This window comes from Rhodoblastus sp., assembly GCF_019449565.1.
Lineage (GTDB): Bacteria > Pseudomonadota > Alphaproteobacteria > Rhizobiales > Beijerinckiaceae > Rhodoblastus.
Map to the genome: position 1 here is coordinate 145,456 of NZ_JAGRPM010000057.1, position 12,716 is coordinate 158,171.

The following is a 12,716-nucleotide window of genomic DNA, read 5'->3' on the forward strand; positions in this document are numbered from 1 at the left end:
GGCTCTTTCACGGGGCCGCTTTGGGCGCGGGCCTCAGCCCGCGACAGGCTGGAACAGGCCGACGCGCATGTCCTTGACTTCATAGATGCGGACGCCGTCGGCCTCAAGCCAGCCGTCGGCGATGCCGAGGACGAGCTTGCCCTTGAACACGCGCTTCACCTCGACGCCATAGACGACCTTCTTGACGCTCGGCAACACCTGATTGGCGAATTTCACCTCGCCGACGCCCAAAGCGCGGCCACGGCCGGGCAGGCCGAGCCAGCCGAGGAAGAAGCCGGTGAGCTGCCACAGGGCGTCGAGGCCAAGACAGCCGGGCATGACGGGATCGCCCTGGAAATGGCAGCCGAAGAACCAGAGGTCCGGCTTGATGTCGAATTCGGCGCGGACCAGGCCTTTTCCATGGGCGCCGCCCTCCTCGCCGATCTCCACGATGCGGTCGAACATCAGCATCGGCGGCAGGGGCAATTGCGCATTGCCCTGGCCGAAAAGTTCGCCACGACCGCAAGCCAGAAGATCTTCATAAGCGAAACTGGAGCGTTTCTCGCCCATATGGGACATTTCCCCTGTAGTGACGCCGCGCGGCGCGCTTGGGCGCGGCGGCGCAAGATGATGAACCGCGCCTTCTAACACAGCAATCGAGGGGCTGAAAGCCGCGCAAAAAGAAGTAGAAGCCTCGAACGATTCCCGGAATGATGAGCTGCGCCCCGACGCGCCGATATTGCCGCCACTGACGCAAAAGTCTATATCTGGCGATGGCGCGCGGCGATTTGAACCAAGAAAAACCTGCCGCTTCGCCAAGGTGAAAGGTCGTCGTGATGGAGAAAAGAGAGAGCGCGTCCCGCTCGCGGCGGGAGCCCGACAGCGCGGCGAAAGGCCGCAACGCGATTTTCGCCACCACCAAGGCCGGCGCCGAACTCAATGGCTGCCCGCTACATGACCTGCGGCGCAAGCTGAGCGACGCGGGCCTGCGTCCGACCCGGCAGCGCCTGCGCCTCGGCTGGCTGCTGTTTGGCGGCGGCGACCGCCACGTGACGGCGGAACGGCTCTATGAAGAGGCGTTGAAGGCGCGCACGCCGATCTCGCTCGCCACGGTCTACAATACCCTGAACCAGTTCACTTCGGTGGGGCTGCTGAAGGAAGTGACGGTTGACGGCGCCAAGACCTATTTCGACACCAATCTCGCCGCCCACCAGCATTTCCTGACCGAGGACGAAACCCATCTGCTGGTCGATCTGCCGCAGGAGATGATTGATTTCAGCCGGCTGCCGGAGCCGCCCGAAGGCATGGAAATCGCCCGCGTCGACGTGGTGATCCGCCTGCGCCGCAAAACGGACTCCTGAAACGGCGAACCCGCCCGGCCTTGCGGCGGGCGGGCCTTGAGTGATGCCGCCGGCTCAGACGTCCGAGCTGTAATCGTCGTCGCCGCCAAAGAAATCGTCGTCGCCCGAATAATCGGCGTCGGAAAGATTCTGGTCCTTATCCTGCGGCGAATCGAGCACCGACTTGTCCTGATCCTTTTTCGGCGTGTCGAAGAAATTATTCACGATCGTCTCGCCGCCGCCAGTCCCCGAGCCGCCAAGCCCTGTTCCCCCAAGCCCGGTTCCGCCAAGCCCCGAGCCGAGACCAGCGCCAAGGCCGCCGCCCGAGCCATGCCCGCCGCCGAACAGGCCGCGAAGCGAATCAGCCAGCAGCACACCGCCGGCCACGCCAGCGGCCGCGCCCATTGCGTTTTTCAAAAAGCCGCCGCCCTGAGGCTGTTGCTGCTGTGGCGCGCCCCAAGGCGAGGGACCTGGCTGCTGCGGAGACGGCGCATATTGCTGGGCCTGGGGCGCGGCGCCCCACGGATTGGGAGCCGGCTGCGGCTGGCTCGCGGGGCGTGCGGCGCCGCCAAACAGGCCGCCGAGAAAGCCGCCCGAATTTTGCGGCGCGGACTGGGCCTGGGCGTGCAGCTGGCTAACTTCCGCCTCAAGCTGGCTGGCCTGGGCTTGCAATTCGCGGATTTTCTGGTCCGCCGCGCGCAGGGTCTGCTCCTGCACCAGCACCGCCTGCGCCAGCAGATAGGGCGCATAGGGCTGGGCGCGCACGCTGTCGGCGATCAAGGCTTCGGCGTCGCGGTCGCGCGGAGCATTCGCCTGGCTGCGGACGCGTTCGAACAATTCGGAGAGCAACTGGCGTTCTTCGGGCGACATGGCGCATTTCCTTTATGGCGAACGGCGCTTCGTGCTATGGCCGGACGCCCGGAATATGGGCGGCCCGCGCGACGAAGAAAAGGCGGCGCAAGATGAAATTTCCGTCATGTTGCGGCGTATGGGAACACTCGCCCGCCATAGCCGTAAAAAGGCCACAGAAACAGGGAATTTGCGCCAGAACCCGCAAAAACCTTGGCAATCGCCGTCGCATGGTTCTTAAAGGGAAGGCGACGGTCGAGGGAAATTTCGCATCATGAGGCGCAAGACGAGAATTTTGGCCCTTCTTTCGGCGACCGCGCTCTGCGCCGCGCCGCTGGCCGGTTTTGCGCAAAGCGCGCTTTCGCCGACGCCGCTCGCCAACCAGCCGGTCGAGGCCGCTCCAGCGACGCCCGCCCCTACCGCGCCCGCGGCCCCGGCGACGACGACGCCCGCTACCGCCGCGCCAGCGCCCGCCGCCGTAGCGCCCGAAGCCCCCGCGGCTGCGCCCGCTCAAAACCCCGCCGCGCCCGCGGCCGCGCAGGTTGCGCCGGTCAAGCCGAAGCCCAAGCCGGCGCCGCCGCCGCGCGAAATGGCGCTGTCCGACGACCCGACCCCCGTTCTCCAGCCGGAGACCTTCTTCACCACCGCCAAGGCTTCGGAACGCTATGCCGCGATAGTCGACGCGGGCGGCTGGCCGGTCGTGCCCGGCGCGCTCTCGCCCGGCGCCAAGGGCCCGGCGGTCGCGACCCTGCGCCGCCGCCTTGCGGTCGAGGGCGACATCGTCGGCGCCGAAGCCAATGGCGCGGCGTGGACGCCCGCCCTCACCGCCGCGGTCAAGCGCTTCCAGTTTCGCAATGGGCTGAAGCAGACCGGAATCGTCGCCGGCGCGACCCTTCGCGCCATGAACGTGCCCGCCAATGTCCGCTTCAAGCAACTGGCCTCCAGCGCGCAAAGGCTCGCCGGGCTGAACTTCCCCTTCGGCGAAAAATATGTCGCGGTCAATATTCCTTCCACCGCTGTCGACGCAGTCGAAAACAACCACGTCGCGCGGCGCTACGCCGCCATCGTCGGCGGGCCGGAGCATCATTCGCCCGAAATCGCGGCAAAAATCGTCGCGATCAACCTCAACCCGACCTGGACGGTGCCGGTCTCGATCATCAAGAACGAGATCATCCCGAAAATGCGCAAGCAGCCGAACTATCTGGCGCGCGCGCGCATCCGCATCCTCGACGGCAAGGGGCAGGAGATCAATCCGGGCTCGATCAACTGGAACTCGGACAGGGCGACGAATTACACGCTGCGCCAGGACTCGGGCGCGGGCAATTCGCTGGGCCTGATCCGCATCGCCATGCCCAATCCCGACGCCGTCTATATGCACGACACGCCGTCGCGCAATCTATTCGCCAATGACTATCGCTTCCTGTCGCATGGCTGCGTGCGCGTGCAGGGCGTCTATGATCTCGCCGCCTGGCTGCTGCAGGGCGTTCCGGTGAACGGCGCCGCAAATGGGGCCTCTTCGGCGGCGGTCTCGTCCGATCCGCTGCTTGCCAGCGCCGCCGCGACGATTGGGACGGCGCCGGGAAGCACCTCAGGCGGCGCTTCGGGCGCTGGCTGGACCGGCCAGATGATCCAGCAACGCATCGCCTCCGGCGCGCGCGAGGACATCAAGCTGCCGAAGCCCGTGCCGGTGGTCTGGGTCTATATGACCGGCTGGGCCTCCGCCGACGGCACAGTCCATTTCCGCGATGATGTCTATAACGTCGACACCGTAGGGGGCTGAAGGCTCTTATGCCATTTCTCCTTGACCGCGACGCGTCGCGGTCAAGGAATCCCTCGCATCAGCCAAAAGGGCGTCGAGAGACGCCCGTCTTTCGACGGGCTATTGGGCGCAGTCACGCCTAACCAAGACTCACAGGTTCTCACCCGTGAGTCTTGGTATTACTTCGCCTCTGGATTAACCCGCGTCTCGGCCTCGGTCGGAGGCTGGGTCAGGTCGAGCACGACCTTCTTCACGCCATGCTCGCCCGGATCGTCCTGGATGGTGAAACCGAGCGCCTGATTCATCGACAGCATGGGCTGGTTTTCGCTGAGCACCTGGCCCTCGACCGTCTTGATGCCCTCGGCGCGGGCGAATTCGATCATATATTTCATGAGCTTCCAGCCGAGGCCCTGCCCTTTCAGGTCCGAACGCAGCAGGACGGCATATTCGCCATGCTCGTGGTCGGCGTCGAGCATCAGCCGCACCACGCCCAGCATCAGCCCGGTGTTCTCGTCCACTGCGACGCAGACGAAGGACCGCGCATAATCGATCTGGATGAGGCGCGCGATGAAGGCGTGCGAAAACTCCTTCACGGGCGCAAAGAAGCGCAGGCGAATGTCCTCCGGCGAGACATGAGTGAAGAAGACCTTGTACATTTCCTCGTCTTCGGGCCGAACCGGACGCAACTGCACCGGCGTCCCGTTCTTCAGCGTGGTGCGCCGCTCCTGCGCCTTGGGATAGGGCGAGACCGCGAAGCGGGGATTGCAGCCCGAGAGCACGCGGCCCTCCGAAGGCGCGACCAGCGCGCGGGCGTCCACCACCACGACGCCGTCGGAATCGGCCAGGACCGGATTGAGCTCCAGCTCGCGTACTTCTGGAATGTCGGCGGAAAGCTGGGAAAGCTTGACCAGCAGCAGGGCGACGGCGTCGATGTCGGCGGCCGGGATGTCGCGGTAGTCGCGCAGCGCGCGCACCACGCGCGTCTGTTCGATGAGGCCGCGCGCCAGCGACAGGTCGAGCGGCGGCAGGGCCAGCGCCTTGTCGTTAATGACCTCCACCGCCTTGCCGCCGCGCCCGAACACGATGACGGGTCCGAACGTCGGGTCGTCGGTGACGCCCATCACCAGTTCGCGCGCATTGGGACGCCGCACCATCGGATGAATGGTGACGCCGTCCACCTGCGCGTGGGGCGCCTCGATGGCGACGCGCTCCAGCATTTTCCGCGTGGCCTCGACAACCTGCTCGACCGTGCGCAGGTCGAGCACGACGCCGCCGAGGTCCGATTTATGGATGATGTCGCGCGACATGATCTTGACGACGCATCCGCCGTAGCGGCCGAGCACCAGACGCGCCACTTCCGCCGCCTCTTCCGGCGAGCGCGCGAGCCGCGCCGGAGCAATCGGAATGTCATAGGCCTCCAGCAAAGCGCTGATCTCGACGGGCGCCAGCCAGCTGTTGCCGCGCGCGATCGCCTGCTGGACGACGGCCCGCGCCTTTGAGGTGTCCGGCGCGAAATCCACCGGCATCGAGGGCGGCGCCGCCATCAGCGCCTCGCGGGCCTGGCGCCAGTTGACCATATGCATGAAACCGGCGACGGCGCCCCGCTCGTAATGCGGAATGCGCGCCTCCTCGAACACATGGTTGATCGCCTCGTCCGCGCCATACCAGACGGCGAAGACCGGCTTGGCGTTGATCGAGGCGCGGCGATGTTTTTTCACCGCCTCCACCGCCGCCCGGGCCGTCTCCTCGCTGCTGGATAGAACATTGGGCGAATGCATCGCCAGAACCGCGTCATTGGCCTTGTCCTGCAGCACCAGGGACAGGGCCTGGCCATAGTCATCGGCGCCGCCGTCGCCGGCGAGCTCCACCGGCGCCGAGCCGGACCAGCTGGCCGGCAGGATCGGCTTGAGCGCGTCGCGGGTCGCGGGGGAAATTTCGGCGAGCTTGCCGTGGAGGTCGAGCAACTGGTCGATGGCGAGATAGCCGACGCCGCGCCCGTTGGTGACGATGGCGAGCCGGTCGCCATTGAAAGGCTTCACGCGGCCAAGCGCTTCGGCGGCGTCGAACAGCGAGTCGATGTCCGGCACGCGCAGCAGGCCCGCGCGGCGGAAGGCGGCGTCATAGACCTCATCGGTGGTGGCGAGATTGCCGGCATGGGTGCCGGCGCGGCGCGAGGCCTCGTGGCGGCCCGAGCGCACGACAATGACCGGCTTGACGCGGGAGGCGGCGCGCGCGGCGGACATGAAGCCCTTGGAATCCTCCAGTGTTTCCACATAGAGCAGGATCGCGCGCGTCACGGGATCGAGCGCGTAGAAATCGAGCATGTCGTCGATGGAGACGTCGGCCATGTGGCCCAGCGAGGCCATGCCGGAAAAACCGACCTGTCGCGTATGGCCCCAGGCCACGATGGCGCCCATCACCGCCGCAGATTGCGAAATCACCGCGAGGTCGCCCGGCAGCACAGGCTGGGCCGAGAGGCTGGCGTTCAACTTGACGCGCGGCGCGATCAGACCGTGGCAATTGGGGCCAAAAATGCGGATGTCGCGCCGGCGCGCGATGGAGCGCAACTGTTCGAACAGGGAATCGGCGCCGGGCGTGGGATCGTCGGTCATGACGATGACGGCGGGGACCGAAATATCCGCCGCCTCGTTGACAATGGCGGCGACCATGTCCTTCGGCGCGACAACGATCACCAGATCCGGCCGCTCGGGAATGTCGCGCAGCGCCTTGAACGACTTGCGTCCCGCAATCTCCTCATAGCGCGGGTTGACGACATGGAGCAGGCCGGGAAAGCCGGCCGAGACAATATTGTCGAGCACGGCGCGCCCGGTCGAACCGGGACGATCGCTCGCGCCAAACAGCGCCAGGGATCGCGGATGGAGGGCGCGGTCCAGGTGACGGGTGCTCATATATGATCTCCAACTTCGCAAGCGCGAACATAAACGCTTTCGGGCGGCAATTCACCCGCAAAGCCCGGTCGCGCCCGGCTCCGGCCGATTGCCCTTGCACGAAAAGCGCGGCGCGGGTTTAAGTAATATATGAACGAAATCGGCGGGACATGATTCGCGCATTTGCCTCGCGCAAGCTTTGCGATGGATCATTCTTCAATCGGCCGAGGTCACGACGCCAGCCCGGGAACGGCGGCTTCGCGGGAGGAACCATGCTGAACCTGGGAACCATGCTCAACCTGGATTGTCGCAGGCTTTTTCGCTCCGTCTTGCCTGCGGCCGCACTTTTCGCCGCTCTGGGCGCTCCCGCCGCGCGCGCGCAGGACGCCGAGGGCGTCTGGATGCGCGAGGACGGCGCCTCGAAGGTGCAGTTCTCGCCCTGCGGCGCGGCCCTGTGCGGGACCGTCGTCTGGCTGAAAAATCCGAATTCCAAGGCCCATGTCGGCCAGAAGGTGTTTTTCGACATGGCGCGCGCAGACCAGAACAGCTGGACCGGCCAGGCCTTCAACCCCGAAGACGGCAAGACCTATAGCGGCAAGATGGTCGTCAACGGCAAGAAGCTGCGCACCAGCGGCTGCGTGTTCGGCGGGCTGATCTGCAAGTCCATGACCTGGGCGCGCGCGAACTGAGTTTTCCGCGCGCGGGCCGATCAATCGCCTCAATCGCCGATTTTTTTCTGCAGCAGCGCCCGCGCCTCGGAGTCGGGAGCGCCGAACCAGCGATGGCGCACGCCCAGCGACTGTGAGGACAGCAGGCCCGAGGCCTCGGCGCCATCGACGGCGATCAGAAAGGCGACGAAATTGCCGCCGCAATCATGCGGAATGCAGACGGAGCCATAATAAAACGGCTTTCCACGCAGTTTGATGCGCTCCATAGGCGTGGAAACGCCGTTCAGCTGGCCGATCCACGCCTTGTTGCGATATTCGATCGGCGTGACCGCGCGCCAGGCGGCAAAGGCCGCAGGCGTCGCCGTGGCGATATCGGGCGGATAATCCTGCGCCCGCGTGCCGCCAAGCGGCGTCGCCGAGATCAGCAGGGCGAGACAGGCGTTGCGCCAATGGCCGGCATTGCGCATGGAAAACTCCCGACGCGTCGCCGCCCAGCTTACGCCGCTGCGGCCCGCCCGCCAATATTTTTGCGCGCGAGGACGCCAAGTCAGACGGCGGCGAGGCCGCGCTTCAGATCGTCGATCAGATCTTCGACATCTTCCAGCCCCACGGACAGGCGCAACATGCCCTGTCCGATGCCGGCGGCCTGCCGCGCCTCTTCGGTCAGGCGCTGATGGGTCGTGGTCGCCGGATGGGTGACGAGGCTTTTGGCGTCGCCGAGATTGTTGGAAATCTTGATGATCTCGAAGGCGTTGGCCATGCGGAACGCCTCGGCCTTGCCGCCCGCGACGTCGAAGGCGACCATGGTGGAGCCGCCCTTCATCTGGCGCTTCGCCAGTTCATATTGCGGATGGTCCGAACGCCCCGGGTAATAGACGCGGGCGATTTTCGTCTCACCGGCGAGAAAATCCGCGAGCTTGCCCGCGCTGTCCTGCTGCTGGGCGATGCGCAGCGGCAAGGTCTCAAGACCTTTCAGCAGCACCCAGGCGTTGAAGGGCGACAGCGACGGCCCGGTCTGGCGCAGGTAATTATGGATATGGGTCTCGATGAAATCCTTCGAGCCGAGGATGACGCCGCCGAGGCAGCGGCCCTGTCCGTCAATATGCTTGGTCGCGGAATAGACCACGCAATCCGCGCCCAGCTCGAGCGGCTTCTGCATCAAGGGCGTGGCGAAGACATTGTCCACCACTAGCGTGGCGCCAACGGAATGAACGATTTCGGCGATGGCCGGAATGTCGAGCACGCCGAGGGCCGGATTGGTCGGGCTTTCCAGAAAAGCGGTCTTGGTATTGGGCCGCAGCGCCGCTTTCCATGCGCCGAGGTCGTCGCCGTCCACCAGAGTGGTCTCGACGCCGAAGCGGGGCAGCAGATCCGTGATGACATAAAGGCAGGAGCCGAACAGCTGGCGCGAGGCGACGACATGATCGCCCGCCCGCACCTGGGCCATCAGCGCATTGGTCACCGCCGCCATGCCAGTCGCGGTCGCGCGCGCGGCTTCGGCGCCTTCGAGCAAAGCCATGCGCTGCTCGAACATCGCCACGGTCGGATTTCCGAAACGGCTGTACTGGAAGCCCTCGTCCTCGCCGGTGAAACGGCCTTCGGCGACTTCCGCGCTATTGTAGACGAAGCCCTGCGTCAGGAACAAAGCCTCGGAAGTTTCGCCAAAGCCCGAGCGCATCGTGCCGCCATGGACCATTTTCGTGCGCGGGCGCAGGGTCTTGGCGTCGATGGCGGGACGGTCATAGGCGGACATGGCGAACTCCTCACGGCGCAACGCGCCCTGGCTCCTGGAAGCAAAGCGGCCGGCTGCTCGATTTTGGGCAGACCCGGCCTGTTTAGCTGCTTTGTTTAACGTGGCGGCAAGCCGGCCGGCTCAAATGACCACGGTCCCGCTTTTAACGCCGTGGCGACGGCGGGTCAATCTCACACAAACTGCGTCTTTGCCGCTGAACAAACTTGGATTAGGCTCTCGCGCCCCGTAAACAATCGCGGGCGCTTGTTGAGTTTTGGGAGAGGCCCGTGGCTGCGTCGGCGGCGAAACAAGAAGAACAAGGCATTTTCGCCGCCCATCAGATCGCCGCTCTCGCCCAGAGCGGCGCCATCCGCCCGGCCGCGCCGCTGGCGCCGGGCCAGATCCAGCCCGCGAGCCTCGATCTGCGGCTGGGACGGCGCGCCTGGCGCATGCGCGCCAGCTTCCTGCCCGGCGCGCGCAGCGTCGGCGAGGCCATCGCCCGCCACGCCCTGCATGAAATCGACCTCGGCCCCGGCGCGGTGCTGGAAACCAATTGCGTTTATGTGGCGGAAGTGATGGAGAGCCTCGCGCTCGCGCCGGACGTCGCCGCCAGCGCCAATCCGAAAAGCTCGACCGGCCGCATCGACGTCTTCACCCGCGTCATCGCGGACCAGGCCCGCGCCTTCGACACTATCGAGGCGGGCTATTGCGGACCTTTATTCGCGGAAATTTCACCCCGCACCTTTCCCATTCTCGCGCGCAGCGGCTCGCGCCTGTCGCAGATCCGCTTCCGCCGCGGCGCCGCCCGGCTCGATGACGCCGCACATGCGGAACTTCATGCGCGCAAAAGACTGGTCTCGATCGAAAATCCGTCCTTTTCCGGCGGCGTCGCCATTTCCATCGATCTTTCGGGCTTCGGCGACGGGCTGATCGGCTATCGCGCCAAGCGCCACACCGGGCTCATCGACGTGGACAAGCCGGGGTCCTGCGAAATCGCCGAATATTGGGAGCCGGTCTTCGCCAGCGGCGGCGGCGAATTGGTGCTCGACCCAGGCGAGTTCTACATCCTCGCGTCCAAGGAAGAAGTTCAGGTGCCGGCCGACCACGCGGCCGAAATGACGCCCTTCGATCCGCTGGTCGGCGAGTTCCGCGTCCATTACGCCGGCTTTTTCGACCCCGGCTTCGGCGCGACGGAAGCCGCCGGCAAGGGCGCGCGCGCGGTGCTGGAAGTGCGCTCGCATGACGTGCCCTTCATCCTTGAAGACGGCCAGCCGGTGGGGCGCCTGGTCTATGAGCGCATGGCGGAGGTTCCGCATGATCTCTACGGCGCAGGTCTGGGCTCGAATTATCAGGCGCAGGGCCTGAAACTGTCGAAACATTTTCGCGCGGCCCGTTGAAGGCCGCGTCCGATCCGGCTATGAGAGTCGGGAGCGCGGGCGTAGTTCAGTGGCAGAACGACAGCTTCCCAAGCTGTATGTCGTGAGTTCGATTCTCATCGCCCGCTCCAACCACATCTGATTGATTTTAAATAATTTTATTGCAATGGCGCGACACGCCTCTCGCCTCGCGTAAATGTTATGTCGCCACCATGCCGCCACCGAAGCGATTCGCGACAAAATCGGATTGGTCGCCATCGCACCATTTCTGCGCGACGCCACCTGCTACTCCTGGCAGCATTCTGGCGCCATGGCCTTCGATACGATCGGCCTGCCGGACGAAACTAACCGATTCCCTGACATTTGCCGCGCCAGGCGGCTCCGCCGTGTGGCCTATTGCGCGCAAGGCGGCGCTGTGACGCCTGATTGGTTGGGCTATCGAGGATACGACGAAATTTGGTATGGTCTATGTTCCCGCGTGCTTCTTGTTCGGAGCGGTGGCTGTGAAAAAGATCGTCGCGATCATCAAACCGTTCAAATTCGAGGAAGTGCAACAGGCCCTGCAGGAGTTTGGCGCCCAAGGCGTAACCGTGACTGAGGTCGAGGGCATCGGTCGCCAACTGGGTCACACCGAACTATACCACGGCAACCCATACGTGGCCGATTTCCTTCCAAAGGTGATGATCGAGGTCATCGTACCAGACGAAAAATTGGACGAAGCGATTCTGGCGATTCACAAAAGCGCGCAGACCGGCCATATCGGCGACGGAAAGATCTTCGTGATCCCGATCGAGCAGGCGATCCGCATCCGAACTGGCGATATCGGCCCCGACGCGGTCTAACCCCCCAAAAACGAAACGGGCCGTTGGTACGTCCGCACCAATGCGCCGCGTCCGGCGAGCGCGACTATTTTTGCCTCAGGGCGCACAGCGTCGGCGGGTCGAGGCCGGAATAGCCAGTTTGCCGCTTTCGGCGCCAGCGGAAAATAGCGACCTATGAGCTTGGTGTTCGTGCTGTGGACTAGATCACAGTCGTTGTCTCCAATTTGCGTATCGTCTCCTCGGCGACTGGGAAAATCAGCCGTCAACCATCTTGGCGCGATGCGCCAAAAGGAGGCGCTATGACGATTCGCTTTTCGAAATTCACCGTGCTGGGCCTCGCCGCCATTCTCGGCGGCGCGACGGCCCTCGCCACGAATATTGGTCTCGTTATGGGCGGCGCCTGCCGCTCCACGTCGACTCTTGCGCAAGCGATCCCGCCAGCCTCGACAGCTTCCAATCAGGCCCCCGCGTCAGCTCCGCCGGAAATGATGAAGATCGTGCCTGCAGAGGTGATTGAGTCCCACCCCCAAGACTTCATCGGAACCGGGGATCAAAGCGCAGGCTACTGGACCCCGCCTTGATTCGAAATGCTTTCGTCGTGCGATAACGAAAAACCCCGCAGCCGGCTTTCACCGTGCGGGGCATGCTATCTAGAACGCCAGGATTTGAGACAGCCTGATCAAGAATGCCAATTCGGGCCGTCTATACCGACGAGCTGATCAAAGACGATTCCTAGGTTCTCGGGGAAGATGTTTGTCGCCTCGCGCACAAGAGGAGCTTGGAATGTGCCAGGTAGAAGCGCTCCGAAACAATCGATCGTGAAGCGGCCATTCGGCTGAACGGATATATCCACGATCCTCACGTGACTTGGGTTTCTTCGGCTCAATTGGAAGGTAACGTGCGCCGTATCAAAAGTGAAATCACGTGCGCCGATCACAGCGAGATGTTCGTCGCCGCCGAGTCGCGCCTTGATGCCGTCGAGAGAGATTTGGGCAAGCATTGGCTTTCTCCCATCTCAAAAATCTGTGCGCAGTATTTCTGGTCCAGTTGTTATCAAAGGGTTACATAGGCTGCTAAAGGGCGCGTAACCTTTTTAGATTCAATTTGAACGATGCACGATAAAGTGAAACGCCCGCCAGTACATCCGTGGCGGGCGTATTGCAGTTGCGGGACGGGAGGCTGGCCCGCGTCTTTGAACCCTGCGCCCGAAAGCTTGCCAGGGCCTTACGAAAACCGATCGCCGGTACGTCCGCGGCGACCCGTCAGTTGGCTTGAGCCGATGGGAAGGAAAGCTCATCGTGGAT

General features: G+C 64.2%; 13 protein-coding genes, 1 tRNA gene and 1 riboswitch. Of the genes, 8 read left to right on the forward strand and 6 right to left on the reverse strand.

The features are described from left to right. Positions 1 to 33 precede the first annotated feature (33 nt). Positions 34 to 549 carry a 3-hydroxyacyl-[acyl-carrier-protein] dehydratase FabA gene (gene fabA, locus QZ409_RS13395; RefSeq protein WP_296712124.1) on the reverse strand — a complete coding sequence of 172 codons (516 nt, stop codon included), beginning with the start codon at positions 547 to 549 and terminating at the stop codon, positions 34 to 36. Positions 550 to 812: 263 nt separating this feature from the next. Here fabA and irrA point away from each other — a divergent pair, with 263 nt between their 5' ends. Further along, positions 813 to 1,340, forward strand: a complete 528-nt coding sequence (gene irrA, locus QZ409_RS13400; protein WP_296712127.1) for an iron response transcriptional regulator IrrA — start codon at positions 813 to 815, stop codon at positions 1,338 to 1,340. 54 nt (positions 1,341 to 1,394) lie between these two features. On the opposite strand, the gene QZ409_RS13405 is transcribed toward irrA, so the two are convergent. Continuing rightward, a complete protein-coding gene (locus QZ409_RS13405; protein ID WP_296712131.1) occupies positions 1,395 to 2,189 on the reverse strand; it encodes a DUF2076 domain-containing protein in 795 nt (264 codons plus the stop codon). Here QZ409_RS13405 and QZ409_RS13410 point away from each other — a divergent pair. Both QZ409_RS13410 and QZ409_RS13415 read left to right on the forward strand, forming a co-directional pair. Continuing rightward, positions 2,188 to 2,409: a hypothetical protein gene (locus QZ409_RS13410; RefSeq protein WP_296712136.1), complete on the forward strand. Its 222-nt coding sequence runs from the start codon at positions 2,188 to 2,190 to the stop codon at positions 2,407 to 2,409. The genes QZ409_RS13405 and QZ409_RS13410 overlap by 2 nt on opposite strands. Positions 2,410 to 2,442: 33 nt before the next feature. After that, complete coding sequence (locus tag QZ409_RS13415; RefSeq protein ID WP_296712140.1) at positions 2,443 to 3,948, forward strand: L,D-transpeptidase family protein; 1,506 nt, start codon at positions 2,443 to 2,445, stop codon at positions 3,946 to 3,948. 158 nt (positions 3,949 to 4,106) lie between these two features. On the opposite strand, the gene QZ409_RS13420 is transcribed toward QZ409_RS13415, so the two are convergent. Next, on the reverse strand, positions 4,107 to 6,836 hold the full coding sequence (locus QZ409_RS13420; RefSeq protein ID WP_296712144.1) for a bifunctional acetate--CoA ligase family protein/GNAT family N-acetyltransferase: 2,730 nt from the start codon (positions 6,834 to 6,836) through the stop codon (positions 4,107 to 4,109). Between the two features lie 251 nt (positions 6,837 to 7,087). Between QZ409_RS13420 and QZ409_RS13425 the strand changes: the two genes are divergently transcribed. Continuing rightward, positions 7,088 to 7,504, forward strand: a complete 417-nt coding sequence (locus tag QZ409_RS13425) for a DUF2147 domain-containing protein (RefSeq protein WP_296712147.1) — start codon at positions 7,088 to 7,090, stop codon at positions 7,502 to 7,504. Between the two features lie 29 nt (positions 7,505 to 7,533). On the opposite strand, the gene QZ409_RS13430 is transcribed toward QZ409_RS13425, so the two are convergent. After that, a complete protein-coding gene (locus QZ409_RS13430) occupies positions 7,534 to 7,950 on the reverse strand; it encodes an Ivy family c-type lysozyme inhibitor (RefSeq protein WP_296712150.1) in 417 nt (138 codons plus the stop codon). A gap of 80 nt (positions 7,951 to 8,030) precedes the next feature. Further along, positions 8,031 to 9,236 carry an O-succinylhomoserine sulfhydrylase gene (locus tag QZ409_RS13435; protein WP_296712154.1) on the reverse strand — a complete coding sequence of 402 codons (1,206 nt, stop codon included), beginning with the start codon at positions 9,234 to 9,236 and terminating at the stop codon, positions 8,031 to 8,033. Positions 9,237 to 9,297: 61 nt separating this feature from the next. Next, positions 9,298 to 9,378, reverse strand: a riboswitch (SAM riboswitch). Between the two features lie 124 nt (positions 9,379 to 9,502). Here QZ409_RS13435 and QZ409_RS13440 point away from each other — a divergent pair. The 4 genes from QZ409_RS13440 to QZ409_RS13455 all read left to right on the forward strand — a co-directional run bounded on the left by QZ409_RS13440 (position 9,503) and on the right by QZ409_RS13455 (position 11,993). Further along, complete coding sequence (locus tag QZ409_RS13440) at positions 9,503 to 10,612, forward strand: 2'-deoxycytidine 5'-triphosphate deaminase (protein ID WP_296712157.1); 1,110 nt, start codon at positions 9,503 to 9,505, stop codon at positions 10,610 to 10,612. Between the two features lie 35 nt (positions 10,613 to 10,647). Continuing rightward, positions 10,648 to 10,722: transfer RNA gene (locus QZ409_RS13445), tRNA-Gly, on the forward strand. A 372-nt stretch (positions 10,723 to 11,094) separates the two neighbouring features. Next, the gene (locus tag QZ409_RS13450) at positions 11,095 to 11,433 is read left to right on the forward strand and encodes a P-II family nitrogen regulator (protein ID WP_296712160.1); all 339 of its coding nucleotides are present in this window, start codon (positions 11,095 to 11,097) and stop codon (positions 11,431 to 11,433) included. Between the two features lie 278 nt (positions 11,434 to 11,711). Continuing rightward, positions 11,712 to 11,993, forward strand: coding sequence for a hypothetical protein (locus QZ409_RS13455; RefSeq protein WP_296712163.1), 282 nt, complete (start codon positions 11,712 to 11,714; stop codon positions 11,991 to 11,993). A 98-nt stretch (positions 11,994 to 12,091) separates the two neighbouring features. Here the strand turns inward: QZ409_RS13455 and QZ409_RS13460 are convergent, their stop codons facing one another. After that, positions 12,092 to 12,412, reverse strand: coding sequence for a hypothetical protein (locus QZ409_RS13460; protein WP_296712166.1), 321 nt, complete (start codon positions 12,410 to 12,412; stop codon positions 12,092 to 12,094). Positions 12,413 to 12,716: the final 304 nt, after the last annotated feature.

What these genes read in the sequence shown, in the direction of transcription:
- QZ409_RS13405 (WP_296712131.1), bottom strand. Translation starts at nt 2,189, where the DNA reads ATGTCGCCCGAAGAACGCCAGTTGCTCTCCGAATTGTTCGAACGCGTC.
- fabA (WP_296712124.1), bottom strand. Translation starts at nt 549, where the DNA reads ATGGGCGAGAAACGCTCCAGTTTCGCTTATGAAGATCTTCTGGCTTGC.
- QZ409_RS13415 (WP_296712140.1), top strand. Translation starts at nt 2,443, where the DNA reads ATGAGGCGCAAGACGAGAATTTTGGCCCTTCTTTCGGCGACCGCGCTC.
- QZ409_RS13435 (WP_296712154.1), bottom strand. Translation starts at nt 9,236, where the DNA reads ATGTCCGCCTATGACCGTCCCGCCATCGACGCCAAGACCCTGCGCCCG.
- QZ409_RS13410 (WP_296712136.1), top strand. Translation starts at nt 2,188, where the DNA reads ATGGCGCATTTCCTTTATGGCGAACGGCGCTTCGTGCTATGGCCGGAC.
- QZ409_RS13455 (WP_296712163.1), top strand. Translation starts at nt 11,712, where the DNA reads ATGACGATTCGCTTTTCGAAATTCACCGTGCTGGGCCTCGCCGCCATT.
- QZ409_RS13460 (WP_296712166.1), bottom strand. Translation starts at nt 12,412, where the DNA reads ATGCTTGCCCAAATCTCTCTCGACGGCATCAAGGCGCGACTCGGCGGC.
- QZ409_RS13425 (WP_296712147.1), top strand. Translation starts at nt 7,088, where the DNA reads ATGCTGAACCTGGGAACCATGCTCAACCTGGATTGTCGCAGGCTTTTT.
- QZ409_RS13430 (WP_296712150.1), bottom strand. Translation starts at nt 7,950, where the DNA reads ATGCGCAATGCCGGCCATTGGCGCAACGCCTGTCTCGCCCTGCTGATC.
- QZ409_RS13420 (WP_296712144.1), bottom strand. Translation starts at nt 6,836, where the DNA reads ATGAGCACCCGTCACCTGGACCGCGCCCTCCATCCGCGATCCCTGGCG.